This is a genomic window from Pseudomonas sp. CFBP13509, assembly GCF_005233485.1.
Classification (GTDB): domain Bacteria; phylum Pseudomonadota; class Gammaproteobacteria; order Pseudomonadales; family Pseudomonadaceae; genus Aquipseudomonas; species Aquipseudomonas marginalis.
Window position 1 is genome coordinate 233439 of sequence record NZ_QGAA01000003.1, and the last position, 15237, is coordinate 248675.

Consider the following 15237-nt stretch of genomic DNA (forward strand, 5'->3'; position numbering starts at 1 on the left):
AAAAATCAGCGAGGAACACTCCATGCTCGAGGTCATCAACGACTTCCTCTCAGGGAAAGTACTGATCGTGCTCATTGTCGGGCTCGGCGGTTATTTCACGATCCGCTCGCGTTTCGTTCAATTGCGTCACTTTTTCCACATGTTTTCGGTGTTTCGCGACAGCCTGAAAAACAGCTCCGACCAACTCAGCTCGTTCCAGGCGCTGATGCTCAGCCTGGCCGGCCGCGTCGGTGCCGGTAACATCGCGGGTGTCGGCATTGCCGTGACCCTGGGCGGCCCGGGTGCCGTGTTCTGGATGTGGGTCACCGCGCTGGTGGGCATGTCTTCGAGCTTTATCGAGTGCTCCCTCGGCCAGTTGTACAAGCGCACTGACGCGGAAGGCACCTACCGTGGCGGCCCGGCCTATTACATCCAGCACGGCCTGCACAAGCGCTGGCTGGGGATGGTCATGGCGTTCCTGCTGCTGGTGACCTTCGGCTTTGCCTTCAACGGCCTGCAAGCCCACGCCGTGACCCACTCGCTGAACAACGCGTTTGGCCTGGACACCACCTACACCGGCCTGGCCCTGGCGGTATTGCTGGGCCTGGTGTTCATCGGCGGGATCAAGCGCATCGCCTCGATCGCCGACCTGCTGGTACCGGTCAAGACCCTGGTCTACATCGCCGTGACCCTGTATGTGATCGTGCTGCAATTCGACCACGTACCGGCCATGCTCGCGACCATCGTCAAAAGCGCCTTCGGCCTCGACCAAGCCTTCGGTGGCCTGGTAGGCAGCGCGATCATCATGGGCGTCAAGCGCGGCGTGTTCGCCAACGAAGCCGGCTTGGGCAGTGCGCCGAACGTGGCGGCGGTAGCGTCGGTTGAACACCCGATCGCCCAAGGCGTGGTCCAGGCGTTCAGCGTGTTCCTCGACACCTTCGTGATCTGCACCTGCACCGCGTTGCTGATCCTGCTCTCCGGTTTCTACACCCCAGGCTTCGAAGGCGACGGCATTGCCCTGACCCAGAACTCCCTGGCCGCTGTGGTGGGTGACTGGGGCCGCATGTTTATCTCGGTGGCCCTGGCGTTGTTCGTGTTTACCTCGATCATGTACAACTACTACCTGGGCGAGAGCAACCTGCGCTTCCTGGTGGGCAACAACCGCAAGGTGCTGATGGGTTATCGCGCGCTGGTGCTGGTGCTGATTTTCTGGGGTTCGATCGAGAACCTGAGCACCGTGTTCGCCTTCGCCGACATCACCATGACCCTGCTGGCGTTCGTCAACCTGTTTGCCCTGGCGTTCCTGTTCAAGATTGCCATGCGCATCCTGAACGACTACGACAACCAGCGCGCGGCAGGCATCAAGACCCCGGTGTTCGACTCCAGCCAGTTCCCAGACCTGGACCTGGACCGCAAGGCCTGGCCGGCCAACCCGGCAAAACCGGACGTTGCCGCATCGGCAGAACTGAACGCTCAAGTGCAACGCTGAGCGTAGACAGATGACACGCCGCCCGGCCTTGGGCATGCTCTGGGCCCGGCGGCGTTTTTCGTTCAGGAGAATCTTCGATGTCCCCAGCCAATAACCTCATGGTGCTCTACACCGGTGGCACCATCGGCATGCAGGCCAGCGCCAATGGCCTGGCGCCCGCATCCGGTTTTGAAGCGCGCATGCGCGAACAGCTCGCCAACGTGTCAGTACCCGCCTGGCGCTTCCGGGAAATGTCCCCGCTGATCGACAGCGCCAACATGACCCCCGCCTACTGGCAGCGCCTGCGCACCGCCGTGGTCGAGGCCGTGGATGACGGTTGCGATGCCGTGCTGATCCTGCACGGCACCGACACCCTGGCCTACAGCGCGGCGGCGATGAGCTTCCAGCTGTTGGGCTTGCCGGCGCCGGTGGTGTTCACCGGCTCGATGTTGCCTGCCGGCGTCCCCGACAGCGATGCCTGGGAAAACGTCAGCGGAGCCCTGCTGGCGTTGGGCGAGGGCCTGGCGCCCGGCGTGCACCTGTACTTCCACGGCGCGCTGATGGCCCCGACCCGCTGCGCGAAGATCCGCAGCTTTGGTCGCCATCCGTTCGCCGCGCTGCAGCGCAACGGCGGTGTGGCCCAAGCCGAAGCGCTGCCCGCCGCGCTGGATTACCGCCAGCCGAAGGCCCTGGCCAATGTCGGCGTATTGCCGCTGGTACCGGGCATCGCCGCAGCACAATTGGACGCACTGCTCGGCAGTGGCATCCAGGCACTGGTGCTGGAATGCTTCGGCAGCGGCACCGGGCCCAGCGATAACCCTGAGTTTCTTGCCAGCCTCCAGCGCGCCGAAGAAAACGGCATCGTGGTCGTGGCAATCACCCAATGCCATGAAGGCGGCGTGGAACTGGATGTGTACGAAGCCGGCAGCCGCCTGCGCGGCGTGGGCGTGTTGTCAGGTGGCGGCATGACCCGCGAAGCGATATTCGGCAAGCTCAACGCGTTGCTCGGGGCCGGGCTGTCCATCGCCGAAGTCCGGCGACTGGTAGAGCTGGACCTGTGCGGCGAACTGAGCTGACCCCACCGCCGCACTGTAGATAGTCACCGCCTTCCCTGGCTGGCCGGCCCCTAGCATGGAACACCCGAGCGAACACCTCGGGCCGTTCCCATCAACCGGCAAGACAGGGATGCCCCATGACCACGCCCATCTCAATCGCTTCACAACAGCCACTGGAATTGCTCACCCAACTGTTAACAGGCCCGTCGTTCAGGGAAGTGGCGGCGGTGTTGTTGCGCCAGGCGCTGCAGGCCCGCTACCCCACACTGGCAATCGACCCCGATATCTGCCTGATCGGCACCCCCGGCTGGGACATCATCGACGAACAGGCCTGCGCCACTACCACCGCCTACGGCACACTGAGCGACAGCCTGACCGATCAGGCCGTGCTCGGCGAACCGACCCTGTACATCGAAGGCGAACACTTTCTGACCCAGCAACCGCTCACCGAGCCGCCAACCCATTTGCCGGTGCGCATCGGTGACATCGCCCATCTGCTCAATACCCTGGCCCCCGTCATGCTGGCGGCCTGGCAGGAGCAACAGCTGGCGTTCTGGAACAAAAGCAACGGCAGCGGCCCCCATTGGCATCAGCTGTCCAACTCATTGCGCGGGGTGTGGAATGTCCGGCAGGCACCGGGCTGGAACGAAAGCGACTGCGCCATGGCGCGCCAGTTGTTTCACGCGCCCACCTACGATGTGCGACGGCTCGACGACCCATACACCAGCCACGCCTACCTGCTCGACATCGATCAGGTCGACGGCGCGCAGGTGACCCACCTCAACCGGCTCGCGCTGTCGGTCCTGATCGGCAAGCAGGCCGGGCGAGACGTTATCCTCACCCACTCGCTGCTCAAGGGCTATGAGAAGTTCGCGTCCCTGGAACAGCTGGGCCGGAGCCTGCCCGCTCGCCTGGACACCTCGGCGCCCCGCACACAGTTGCAATGGCGCCTGTTCGAACCTGACGGCAATTTTTTCGATCACCAGGCCTGCAGCCTGATTGCCTTGCAGGTCGAGGCTATCGGCAGCCTGGACTTCTCCGACCTGCGCCACCCGGACACGGCTCCGCCACCCGGTGCCACCGAGTTGGCCACCGGCCCCGGCCCCGACCGCGAGTGGTATCAGCAGGCGCTGCCGGGCTGGCTGCAGGAGGCGTCGACGTCCGACCTGAACTTCTATGCGCGGCATCTCAAGGACCTCGCGTCCCTGAACAGCAGCACCGGCGGCAAGTCGTATCAGGACGATATCCCGCCCATCGAGCAGTACGCGCTCAATCACCTCAAGGCGGAAATCCTCAACGACCACCCGCAAGCCGGTGCCCTGGCCTTGGATACGCTCACCCTGAAAGTCCAGCAGCCGGTGGTGTGGGGGACTTTCACGGTGCCCGGCATGACCGAGACCACCACCTTCAACCTCGCCGAACTGGCGCTGCACAACCTGATCGCCCTCCCGGTCGGCAACAAGACCTTGCAGCTGCATAACGGCCAAAATCTGCCGGACTGGCTGACCGTCGAGTACATCGAGAGCCTCGTTTCCCGGGTGGACATCGGCCAGAACTACCCGGCGCTGATCAAAAGCAAGCTGCTGGAAATGCCCCGCGAGGCCTCATCGCGAAAGAACCTCTACATCCAGCACCTACGCATCCAGCTGCCGTTACTGGCCCTGCAAGGCAAGATTCAGCAACAGGATGGCATCGATGACTGCGGCTATCGATACGTCGCCACCCTGATGCAAGCCGATGCCTCGGATCACACAGTAGACGGGCAGACCATCGTCATGCGGCCTCTGGCGTTCATCCCGCAACGGCGGGGCGACGCCACTGCCGATGAGGTCGAAAACATGTACGTCATCGGCCCGCAAGATCCCGCCGCCGGCCCCTGCCTGCTCTATCGACCTCTGTTCACCCCGGCCCTGGTGCAATATCCGTCCCCGGCCAACCTGATGTACGCCATTGCCCAGTCCCCCGACCTGCGCCGTTCGGTGCTGGCCTGGTTGCCGGACAGCGCGCGCGATGCTTACGCCAACTATGTGTTCCTGGGAGCATTGCCTTCCCCCTGGGCCGTCGCCGATTTTCTGGTGGACGCCTCGACACTGGAAACCATGAGCGGCCCCATCGGCCTGGGCAAAGACCCACTCAAGGGTGACCTGCTCGCCGGGCTGTTTGAAGCCAACGCCCAGGCCCTGGTCAAGCTGGCCGACCGCCAGTCGACCTCCAATACCGAAAACCGCTGGGCGACCCTCAAGCAAACCGGCTGGACGCTCCTCAATGCCGCGCTGCCCTTTACCAGCCCCAGCGTGGCGACAGGCCTGTGGATCTGGCAGATCGTCGATCAGTTGCAACAGTTTGTCGGGGCCACGGAGCAGGATGACACCGCGGTCCAATGGACCACTTTCACCGACGTGCTGCTGAACCTGTCGATGGCGATTACCCTGCATATCAGCACGCGCCTGCGTCCCCGCGGCGCTCGGCCCGAGCGGGAATCCAGGCCGACCGAGCCCTCGGCAGGGCAGCGTGTCGAGATCAAACAGCTGGGCGCCATCGCCGGCAATGAAAGCCCAGCGGGCCACACTCCACTGCTGCATACCAGCGGCGCGCTCAATCGCTCGCCCGCCACCCTGGGGCGGGTGCTGGACCGTTTCAAAGTCAGCCAGCCTGGCGCGGCGAGCAGCGTAGACACCCGCCCGGGGCCGACCCGCCACCTTACCCGCGTCGCCCAGCGTCTCTACGCACAGGTCGGCGAGCGCTGGTTTGAAGTGAGCGCGAACGACGAGGGCAACGTGGTCATCATCGACCCTCGGCAGCCGGATCGAACCGGACCGCCGCTGATTCACAACGCCGCCGGCCAATGGTTCGTCGACACCCGCCTGCGCCTGCGCGGCGGCGGCCCCAAGCGCATGCTCAACAAAGCCGAAGCGGAAGCGACCCTCAAGGCCGCCGAAGTACGGGCCAAGCTTGAGGCCTTCGAAAACGCCAAGAAGACCGCACAAAGAGCACTGCAACAGGCCCGCCAGGCCATGGCCGACGTCGCCGGTAACGCTGCCGAAGTCAAACGCCAGCACTACATGGACACGCTCGACCAGCAGAGCGCGGATTACGAAGCGGCGCTGCAACACCTCAAGACCCTGAGTGTGTTCACCCCGGTCCCCGACTACCAGCAAAAAGCCCTGGGTTATATAAAAGCGCAACTGGAGCTTACCGAGGCCGCGATCAGGGAGGCCCAGACCACCTTCACCCCCCAGCTCAGGGTCGTGCTTGACCAGCTTGAACACCCCGACACCCGGCACCCGGCGCGGTACGTCGAAGACGCGCGACAAATGACCGAGATGAGTGAAGACATGATCACGCGCCTGGACTACACCCATGCGCGCTTCACTCAGCTCAAGGCCCTGGCCAAGGAGGGCGTGCAGTTGATCCAGAGCGCCAGGAAAAAACTGCCGGCCTACACCAGCATCGACCTCAAGGCCCTGCAGATAACCCTGGCGCGCAGGTTGTGCCTGCCGGAGGACAGCGCGACCCGTGCACCCCAGGCCTGGGCCAACCTCAATGAGATTGTCGACAACGCCGATCTGTCGGTCCAGGCCCTGCGCGACACCCTCAACGAACGCAGCGAGGCGCGGCTGGACGAACGCATCGAATCCCTGAGCAGCCTGATCGAACAGTTCAAGGTCCTTGACGAGCGCCTGGAGGACTTCTCCCAGGAGTTTTCCAGCCTGACCCACCTCTCCCCGCTGGAACGCCTGCGCAAACAGGTCAAGGATTTCTCCAGGCAGGCCTTAACTCATCTGTCCCAACTGCACGCTGAGCGGGACATCCTGCGCAACCGGCCCACCCCTCCACCGACGCCCCCCAAGCCCTTGAAGAAATTCATCCATACCCGTTACAACGGCGTGATGATCGGCGAGCCCCGCCTGACGGCGGTCGGCCTTGAAACTGACCTGGTGGATATCAAGTCACCGCTGACCCGGCAGGTCATTGCCACCTTCCATGAGAAAAGCCCCAACGTCTGGGTGCAACGGCTGAGCCCTGCACACACCGAGCAGGCGGTGCCCGAGCTTCAAGCCAGCCTCGGGCAGGGCCGCACGCTGCTGGACGGTTTGCCCGCGTTCAGGCAACGGGCCATCGAGCAAACACGCCAAGCCGGGCGCACCGCCGTCGGCATCGAATACCTGTACCACCGTCACGCGTTGCTGCTGGAAGAGACCAACCGGCACATCGAGCAGGCCCTGGCCGACAGCACCCTCACAGCCGATCAAACCCAATCGGCAACCGCCCTTGGCAAGCAGCTCAACGACGCCGCGCAGGACCTGTACCGACGCGCATCCGAAAGCATGACGCGCATGATCAAGCATCAGCCCCCAACCACCAAAGGCGTCGAATGGCTGAGCGAGCGCGACGAGATCGTCATCAAGAAATCCGTGAGGCGTCGCCGGCTCAAAAGCAGCACACCGGACTACCTGGACGAATACATCATCACCGAGCGCGCGACCCATCAAGTGCTCTGGTACGCGCACTTTCATTATTCGACCGACTGGACGCCTGCCAAGGCCTACCTCAGCGCACGGTTGAAAACCACCCATGAATATCGACAAGGCTCGGCGGCCGACTCGGTCAAAGGCCTGAACGAGCAGCAGCAAATCGACTATTACCGCAGCGAGATCAGCCTGGAGGCGGCCAAACGGCTATTTTTTGACCACAAGTAGGCGGCACACTCCTTGCTGCCTCTGGGCAAACCCTGGCAGGACTCCCCCATGCTGCACTCGCACCTGACTACGCTCAACGCCGTCTCCCTGGTACTCGACACCTTCAGGGCCGAGGGCGTGAGCCGCGACGTGCTGCTGGCCGGCAGCGGTATCTGCGGCGCCGACCTGAACCGCGCCGACACGCGCATCACCACCAACCAGGAGATGCGCGTGTGTGCCAATGCCGTGGCCCTGCGCCGCGATATCGGCCTGGAGTTGGGCCGGCGCATGCACGTGTCATCCTACGGCATGCTCGGCTACGCGCTGCTGACCAGTGCCACCTTCGGTGACGCTTTGCGCCTGGCCCTGCGCTATCCGGCGCTGTTGGGAACACTTTTCGAGCTGAGCCTGGAAGACGACGGCCAGCGCATCTGGTTCACCGCCGACGGGTATCGGGAAAACCCGGCGCTGGCCACCTTCAATGTCGAGTTCTGCCTGGTGTCGTTGAAGGTCATCTGTGACGATCTGCTGGGCCATGCCCTGCCGTTGCTCGGTGCGCGTTTCGAACACCGCGCCCCCGACTATCGCGCACGCTATGCCGAGCACTTCGATTGCCCTCTTGCCTTCGCTGCCAGCGCCAATGCCTTCGCTTTCGACCGGCGCTGGCTCGACCAGCCGTTGCCGCTGGCCGACCCCATCACCCACCGCGCCATGGCCGAGCGCTGCCGCAAACAGAACACCGAATTCACCGGGCGCCAGGCCTGGCTCGGCCGGGTACGCCAATTGCTGGCCGCCCAATTGAACGCCGCCCCCGGCATCGATGGCCTGGCCGGGCAGATGAACTGTTCGCCGCGCACCTTGCGCCGGCATCTGCATGACCTGGGTTGCAGCTATCAGGAACTGCTGGACGAGTTACGCTTCGAGCGGGCCAAGCAGTTGCTGGGCGAGGACCAACTGCCGATCTATCGCATCGCCGAGCAGTTAGGCTTCAGTGAAACCGCAAGTTTCAGGCACGCCTTCGTACGCTGGAGCGGCGTGGCACCGAGTCAGTTCCGCGCTTGAGTCGCGTGCCCCCACATGGGGCGAATAACGGACACAGGCTTTGGCCATATTTATCCCCTTTTGGCCGCTCCTGCCGTTCTCCAAACCTGCCCACGCCGCAACACTGCAAGGCATCCCAAGCAGCCTGCGGAGAACAACAATGCTGACGATCTATTCGGACGATCATCATCTGCACCACGGCCGTTGTGAATTGATGGACGGGCAATTGATGCCCTGCTTCGAAATGCCCGCCCGCGCCGACCATGTGCTGCAGCGGGTCAAGGACCGCCAGCTCGGCCCGGTGCAAGCCCCGCAGGACTTTGACCTGGCCCCCTTGCAGCGCATCCACAGCCGCGAGTACCTGGATTTTTTCAAAGGTGCCTGGGCCCGTTGGCTCGAGTTCGGCCAGGACGGCGACCTGCTGCCCTATACCTGGCCCGCCCGCACCCTGCGCGCCGTCATGCCCACCAGCCTGCACGGCCAGTTGGGTTACTACAGCTTCGACGGCGGCGCGCCGATTACCGCCGGCACCTGGCAGGCAGCCTACAGTGCGGCGCAGGTGGCGCTGACCGCGCAACGGGCGATCCAGCAAGGCGCCCACAGTGCCTTCGCGCTGTGCCGGCCACCGGGACACCACGCCGCCAGCGACTTGATGGGCGGTTATTGCTACCTCAATAACGCCGCCATCGCCGCCCAGGCATTTCTCGATCACGGCCACAGGAAGGTTGCGATCCTCGACGTGGATTACCACCACGGTAACGGCACCCAATCGATTTTCTATGAGCGCAGTGACGTGCTCTTTACCTCGATCCACGGGCACCCGGAAGCCGAGTTTCCGTTTTTTCTCGGCTATGCCGATGAGCGGGGCGACGGGGCCGGAGAGGGTTTCAACTTTAACTATCCGTTGCCGGCCGGTTCGGGCTGGGACACCTGGAGCGCCGCACTGGAACAGGCTTGCCAGGCGATTGAGGGCTACGGCGCCGACGTCATTGTGGTGTCCCTGGGCGTCGATACGTTCAAGGACGACCCCATCTCGCAGTTCAAGCTCGACAGCCCCGACTACCTGGCCATGGGCAAGCGTATCGCCCGCCTGGGCAAGCCGACGCTGTTCGTGATGGAAGGCGGTTACGCGGTGGAAGAAATCGGCATCAATGCCGTCAACGTTCTCGAAGGTTTTGAAGGGGCAGTCGAATGAATCTGTTCAAGTCGCTTGTGCTCTGCGCCGCCGTATTAAGCACCGCCGCGCACGCTGAAGAAAAAAACCTGCGGGTCTACAACTGGTTCGACTACATCACCCCCAAGGCCCTGGAAGACTTCAAGGCCCAAAACCCGTCGATCAAACTGGTCTACGACATCTTCGACACCAACGAAGCCCTGGAAGCCAAGCTACTCACCGGTAATTCCGGCTATGACGTGGTGGTGCCGTCCAACGTGTTCCTGGCCAAACAGATCGAGGCCGGTGTGTTCCAGGCCCTGGACCGCAGCCAGTTGCCGAACTGGAACCACCTCGATCCCAAGTTGATGAAGCTGATCGAGGCCAACGACCCGGGCAACAAATTCGCCGTGCCCTACATGTACGGCACCATCCTGATTGGTTTCAATCCCGACAAGGTCAAGGCCGCGCTGGGCGCAGATGCACCGGTGGACAGCTGGGACCTGATCTTCAAGGAGGAGAACATCAGCAAGCTCAAGCAATGCGGCGTGGCACTGCTGGATTCACCCTCGGAGATCCTGCCCCTGGCCTTGCAGCACCTGGGCCTGGACCCCAACAGCAACAACTCCAAGGACTATGAAAAAGCCGAAGCCTTGCTGCTGAAGATCCGCCCGTACATCACCTACTTCCACTCCTCCAAGTACATGGCCGATATCGCCAACGGCGACATCTGCGTCGCCGTCGGCTACTCCGGCAGCTTCTCCCAGGCCGCCAACCGCGCCAAGGAGGCCAGGAACGGCGTGATCGTAGACATGCGCCTGCCCAAGGAAGGCGCGCCGATCTGGTTCGACATGCTCGCCATTCCCAAGGGCGCGAAGAACCCCCAGGACGCCTACACCTTCATCAACTACCTGCTGCAACCGCACGTCATTGCGCCGATCAGTGATTTTGTCGGCTACCCCAATCCCAACAAAGACGCTACCAGGCAGGTGGACCCGGCGATCCGCAACAATCCCAACCTGTACCCCACCGAAGCCGCGATGGCCACGCTCTATACCTTGAAACCTCTGGGACGTGACGCCGAACGCGCCAGGACCCGCGCCTGGTCCAGGATCAAGTCCGGGACCTGAGCAAATGTGGCCGGGAAGTGCGCTTCCCGGCCATGGTGACTTATCTACCGACCGCCCGGCCGCAGCGCCAATTACCTTGCAGCTCTTCATGCCGACCCAGGCCAAGGAGCTGCAGATGCCCAACGATTCACCCCCTAGCAACAATCGCCCGCCCAGCAGCTATGAGCTGCTGACGCAACTGAGCGTCGGCCCGTCGATCCGCGACGTTGCCGCCAACCTGTTGCGTTCGTCCCTCATGGAGCAATACCCGACACTCGCTATCGACCCTGACCTGGCCATGGTCATCACGCCGCACTGGCGCATCGTTGGCGATGTCATCCAATCCGCACCCGCCACCGCGCAATCGCTGACCTCGGTGCTGGCCAACCAGGCCCTGGCGCCCGAGCCGGTGATCTATATCGACGGCGAACACTTCCTCACCCTGGAGCCCGAGGCCAAGCCCGCCGTGCACCTGCCGGTGCAGATCGATGCCATTGCGCGGCTGATCAATGAGCTGGCGGCGCTGATCTTTACCGCCTTCCAGGAGCAGCAACTTGACTACTGGAACGCTTCCAACGGCCTGGCGGGCCCACGCTGGCAAACACTTTCCCATTCCCTGCGCAACGTGTGGAACGTCACCGTGCAGGACGGCTGGGATGAACACGATTGCGCCATGGCCAGGACGTTGTTCCACTTTCCAGACCGGGCCAAGCGTCGGAACTTCGACACATTCCAGACACACGCTTACCTGATCGATATAGATGGCCTTAAAAACAACCGCTCCACTCACGTCGGCCTGTCGGATATCGCGGTGCTGATCGGGGTACATGAGCAACGCCAGCGGGTCCTGACGTATTCGCTGATCAACGGCTACGAGAAATTCGAGTCACTGCAAAAGCTCGGCGAAGCCTTGCCCGCGGCACTGACTCAAGCGGAGGGGGAGGTAACCGTGCAATGGCGATTGTACGAACCCGCCGGGGATTTTTTCGACAGCCTGGCGTGCAACCTGATCGCCCTGCAATTGCAGGCCATCGGATCAATTGGCTCCGCCGACCTTGAAGCCCCCGCCACGGCTGCCGTCACCGGCCAGGCCGTCGCGCGCATCCTGCCGGTGATTGAAGACTTGAGCGATCACTCATTGTCGAGCATCCGCCAGATCCACGAGCAACTTCCCGACTGGCTTGCCAATGCCTCGGACCTGGACGTATCGACCTACAGCCGTTATGTGATCGAGCTGGCCGAACTGCATACCCACAACCACGGGCAGTCTTTCCAGGACGGTATCCCGCCGATCCGCGACTACGCCAGGCAGCAACTGCAAAACCGGATCAAGGCCCATGCAAATGGCGCGAGCCTGAACCTGGACAAGATAGAGATCAGCATCGAGAGCCCGGTGGTCTGGGGCACCTTCGTGCTGCCCGGAACCACTGACATCACCCGGCGCAGCCTGATCGACCTGGCCCTGGAAAACCTCACCGGGCTGCCCACCGGTACGCCCAGCGTGCACTACAACGGCGGCGAGGGGCCGCAATGGCTGACGTACAACTACCTCAAGGACGTGATCGAAACCCTCGACATCGGTGAACGCTACCCGACGCTGATCAAACACACCTTGCTCGACGACCCCGTTCAATCAAGGCGCCGGCAAACCCTCTACACCTCGCACTTGCGGGTGCAACTGCCACTGCTGGCCTTGCAGTGGAAGATCCAGGGCCTGCACGGCATCGATGATCGCGGTTATCGCTATATCGCTGCCGCGGTGCAGGCACACGTCCATGAACGGCAGGTCGAGGGACAAGAGATCGTCATCCGGCGCCTGGCGTTCATTCCAACCCTGCGCACCAGCCAGGCGCAGGATGGGGTGGCGAATATGTTTGTGATCGGCCCCCGCGACCACACCCAAGGCCCGTGCCTGTTGTACCGCCCACTGCTGGAGCCAGTGCTGATCCAGTACCCGTCACGGCAAAACCTGTTGTACGCCATCAAGCATCACCGCACCCTGCGCGACTCGGTACTGGCCTGGCTGGCCGAAGATGTGCGCTTCAACTACGAGCAGTATGTCTTCCCTGCCGCATTACCTTCGCCGTGGACCGTGGTGCGCGGGTTGGTGGAGCCGCAAGTGGTGGTGCAAATGAGCGGCCCCCTGGCCTTGAGCGACGAAGTGATGGGCAACGACAGCCTGGCGACGCTGTTCAGGGACAACGCCAACGCGATGGTTGAATTGGCGACGCGGCAATCGGTGTCCAACGCCCAGAAACGCTGGGCAAGCTATCGAGAAGCCGGCTGGCTGATTTTCAGCGCGGCGTTGCCATTCATAGGCCGCACCGTGGGCATCGCGGCCTGGATCTGGCAAATCATGGACGACCTGCAGGCGACCGCCCAGGCGGAGCCGGAGCCTGACGGGCAGGTGTCCTGGACAGCCCAGGTGGATCTGCTGCTCAACCTGGGCATGGCCCTGGTGCTGCACGTCGCCCTGCGCCATCCGCCGCTGCGAAAGACGCCCAAGGCCACGTTGCCGAAACATGAAGCCACCCCGACCCAAGCGCCTGAAACCAGACTGCCGCCGGAGCGCCGGATCCCCGTGATGCGCCGCCCCGACTTGCCCGACGCCGAACCGCCCGCTCGCCATCAAGGCCCGCTGTACAACAGCGGCGCACTCCAACGCTCTCCGACAAGCCTGGGGGCCACGTTGGATCGCTTCAAAGTGGCCAGGCCCGACGGGCTGGGGGAAGCCGTCAAGGAAACAGGGCCGCACCTGCATCTCTGTGCGCTTGCCGATAAATGGTACGCGCCGGTGGGCGCACGCTGGTTCGAGGTGGCGGTGGATGAAAACGACAATGTCATGATCGTCGATCCGGGCCGCCCCACTCACGTCGGCCCGCTGCTGGTGAGCAACCTGGCCGGGCAATGGTTTGTCGACACTCGCCTGCGCCTGCGCGGTGCCGGTTTCAGGAATCGCCGGCAATCGGCTCGCGGCAAGGCACCTTCGCGGATCACCGACCTCCGGCAGAAACTCAACCAATTCGATGCCGACGAACGGCGCGGGCAAGCTGAAGTCGCCCAGGCCCACGCCGCGATAGACCCGGTGCCCGGGCCCTCCTCCGATCGCCAGCGCCAGGCGTTCCTCGACAAGGTCGACAGCCGCCTGGCCGACTATGACGTGCCCATTCGCCAGTTACGTTCGCTGAATGTCATCGATTCGGTACCCAACTACCAGAGTTCGATGATCGACTACCTGAACAAACAACTGCTGCTGACCCGCTCGGCCATCTCGGAACGCTTGCCGGTCTTTCGCGACAAGTTGCTGGTGTCGGTGGAAGACATGGAAGCCGTAACCGCCCTGGACATCAAGCAGCGTAACGAGATCGCACAGACGATGGCGAAGCTGAACCTGGATATGATCAACCGCATGGAGTATGCGCAATCGCGCTATCGCCAATTGGAAAGCCTGGGCATAGAGGGTGCCAAGGTCATCCACACCAGCGTGCAGGCCCTGCCCGACTTCAAGCTGCACGACCTCAAGGCCATGCAACTCACCCTCAGCCGCTACCTGTGTATTGGCGAAGGCAGCGGGGAGGCCTTCACCGACGCCCGGGTACAACTCAATGACATCGTGGATACCGCCGATCTCACGGTGCAAACGTGGATCGAGACCCTGGTGGAAACCAGCATCAGCGACCTGCACGAGCGTATTGACGTGCTCAACAGCCTGGTCGACCAGTTCGCGATTGTCGACCAACGCCTGCTGGACCTGCACGCCGAACACCCGGAACAGGTGCAGCGAGAACCCCTGGAACACCTGCGCCAACGCATCGATGAATTCAACCAACAGGCGGTGCATGAACTGGCGCTCTTGATCAGGCAACGAAAAGCCCTGGAGCCCAAGCCTGGCCCATCAAAAGCCCCCCCGACACCCAAGCGCAAAGTCATCAAGACACGCTTTAACGGGGTGGTGGTGGGCGAGCCCCGTGAAGCCGAAAGCGGCCTGGTGGACGTCAAGGCCCCAGTGACGGGCAAACTCATCGCGACCTTTCACGAAAAAACCCCTGGGGTCTGGGTCGAACGCCAGAGCACACCCTCAAGCCCGCGTGAGCCCCAGGTGATCGACCTGGGTAGCAGCATCGACGCCGCCCAGAGCCTGCTGGATGAAGAGCCCGCCGCCACCGTGCGCACCCTGGACCACGCGAAGAAAGCCGGGCGTATTCCGGTGGAAATCGAAGAGATGTTCCACCAGTACGCCGCACGCCTTGAACACGCAATGGCCACGATCGAAGAGGCGCTCACCCGGCTCAACCTCACGGAAAGCGACCGTCCGCCCGCCGCAGCCCTGAACCGCCGGCTCAATGACGCCGCACAACGGCTATACGAACTGGGCACAAGCACCCGCATCAGCATGACCAAACAACAACCACCCACGGCGGCACGGGTGGAGTGGCTGCACAGCCAAGGCCTGGTGAAAATCGCCAAAGTGGTCACGCGGCGGCGGCTCAAGGGCCCCGGCAAAAACTACCTGGACGAATACGAGGTGCGTGATCACCAGACCCATGCGGTGCTCTGGTATGCGCACTTTCACTATGAGTCTCCCCAGACGGCGCTGGAGCACTACACCGCCGGCCACCTCAAGACCCGCGACCAGCAGAAGCTGGGGGGTGCTGTACACCGCACGGGCTTGAGCGACCGTGACCAGATCGCGATTTATCGCAGTGAAATCAGCCCGATCCTGGCCCGATCGTTGTTTTTCCAGGCCTGACCG

The 15237-nt window shown here is 63.0% G+C and carries 7 protein-coding genes; all 7 read left to right on the top strand.

The features are described 5' to 3' along the window. Window positions 1-22: 22 nt before the first annotated feature. The 7 genes from PspCFBP13509_RS06945 to PspCFBP13509_RS06975 all read left to right on the top strand — a co-directional run bounded on the left by PspCFBP13509_RS06945 (window position 23) and on the right by PspCFBP13509_RS06975 (window position 15234). Window positions 23-1468 carry an alanine/glycine:cation symporter family protein gene (locus PspCFBP13509_RS06945; RefSeq protein WP_065926754.1) on the top strand — a complete coding sequence of 482 codons (1446 nt, stop codon included), beginning with the start codon at window positions 23-25 and terminating at the stop codon, window positions 1466-1468. A gap of 77 nt (window positions 1469-1545) precedes the next feature. Then, entirely contained in the window at window positions 1546-2523 is a 978-nt protein-coding gene (locus PspCFBP13509_RS06950) for an asparaginase (protein ID WP_137211729.1), read from the top strand. Window positions 2524-2639: 116 nt separating this feature from the next. Then, window positions 2640-7202, top strand: a complete 4563-nt coding sequence (locus PspCFBP13509_RS06955) for a hypothetical protein (protein WP_137211730.1) — start codon at window positions 2640-2642, stop codon at window positions 7200-7202. A 48-nt stretch (window positions 7203-7250) separates the two neighbouring features. Further along, window positions 7251-8243 (top strand): AraC family transcriptional regulator, encoded by a 993-nt coding sequence (locus PspCFBP13509_RS06960; protein WP_065946485.1) that lies wholly within the window; start codon window positions 7251-7253, stop codon window positions 8241-8243. A gap of 139 nt (window positions 8244-8382) precedes the next feature. After that, window positions 8383-9417: a histone deacetylase family protein gene (locus PspCFBP13509_RS06965; protein ID WP_065926757.1), complete on the top strand. Its 1035-nt coding sequence runs from the start codon at window positions 8383-8385 to the stop codon at window positions 9415-9417. Beyond that, a complete protein-coding gene (locus PspCFBP13509_RS06970; RefSeq protein ID WP_137211731.1) occupies window positions 9414-10505 on the top strand; it encodes a polyamine ABC transporter substrate-binding protein in 1092 nt (363 codons plus the stop codon). Before PspCFBP13509_RS06965 ends, PspCFBP13509_RS06970 begins: the two co-directional genes overlap by 4 nt. A gap of 115 nt (window positions 10506-10620) precedes the next feature. After that, window positions 10621-15234: a dermonecrotic toxin domain-containing protein gene (locus PspCFBP13509_RS06975; protein WP_137211732.1), complete on the top strand. Its 4614-nt coding sequence runs from the start codon at window positions 10621-10623 to the stop codon at window positions 15232-15234. The last annotated feature ends 3 nt before the right edge of the window (window positions 15235-15237 follow it).

What these genes read in the sequence shown, in the direction of transcription:
- PspCFBP13509_RS06945 (WP_065926754.1), top strand. Translation starts at nt 23, where the DNA reads ATGCTCGAGGTCATCAACGACTTCCTCTCAGGGAAAGTACTGATCGTG.
- PspCFBP13509_RS06950 (WP_137211729.1), top strand. Translation starts at nt 1,546, where the DNA reads ATGTCCCCAGCCAATAACCTCATGGTGCTCTACACCGGTGGCACCATC.
- PspCFBP13509_RS06955 (WP_137211730.1), top strand. Translation starts at nt 2,640, where the DNA reads ATGACCACGCCCATCTCAATCGCTTCACAACAGCCACTGGAATTGCTC.
- PspCFBP13509_RS06960 (WP_065946485.1), top strand. Translation starts at nt 7,251, where the DNA reads ATGCTGCACTCGCACCTGACTACGCTCAACGCCGTCTCCCTGGTACTC.
- PspCFBP13509_RS06965 (WP_065926757.1), top strand. Translation starts at nt 8,383, where the DNA reads ATGCTGACGATCTATTCGGACGATCATCATCTGCACCACGGCCGTTGT.
- PspCFBP13509_RS06970 (WP_137211731.1), top strand. Translation starts at nt 9,414, where the DNA reads ATGAATCTGTTCAAGTCGCTTGTGCTCTGCGCCGCCGTATTAAGCACC.
- PspCFBP13509_RS06975 (WP_137211732.1), top strand. Translation starts at nt 10,621, where the DNA reads ATGCCCAACGATTCACCCCCTAGCAACAATCGCCCGCCCAGCAGCTAT.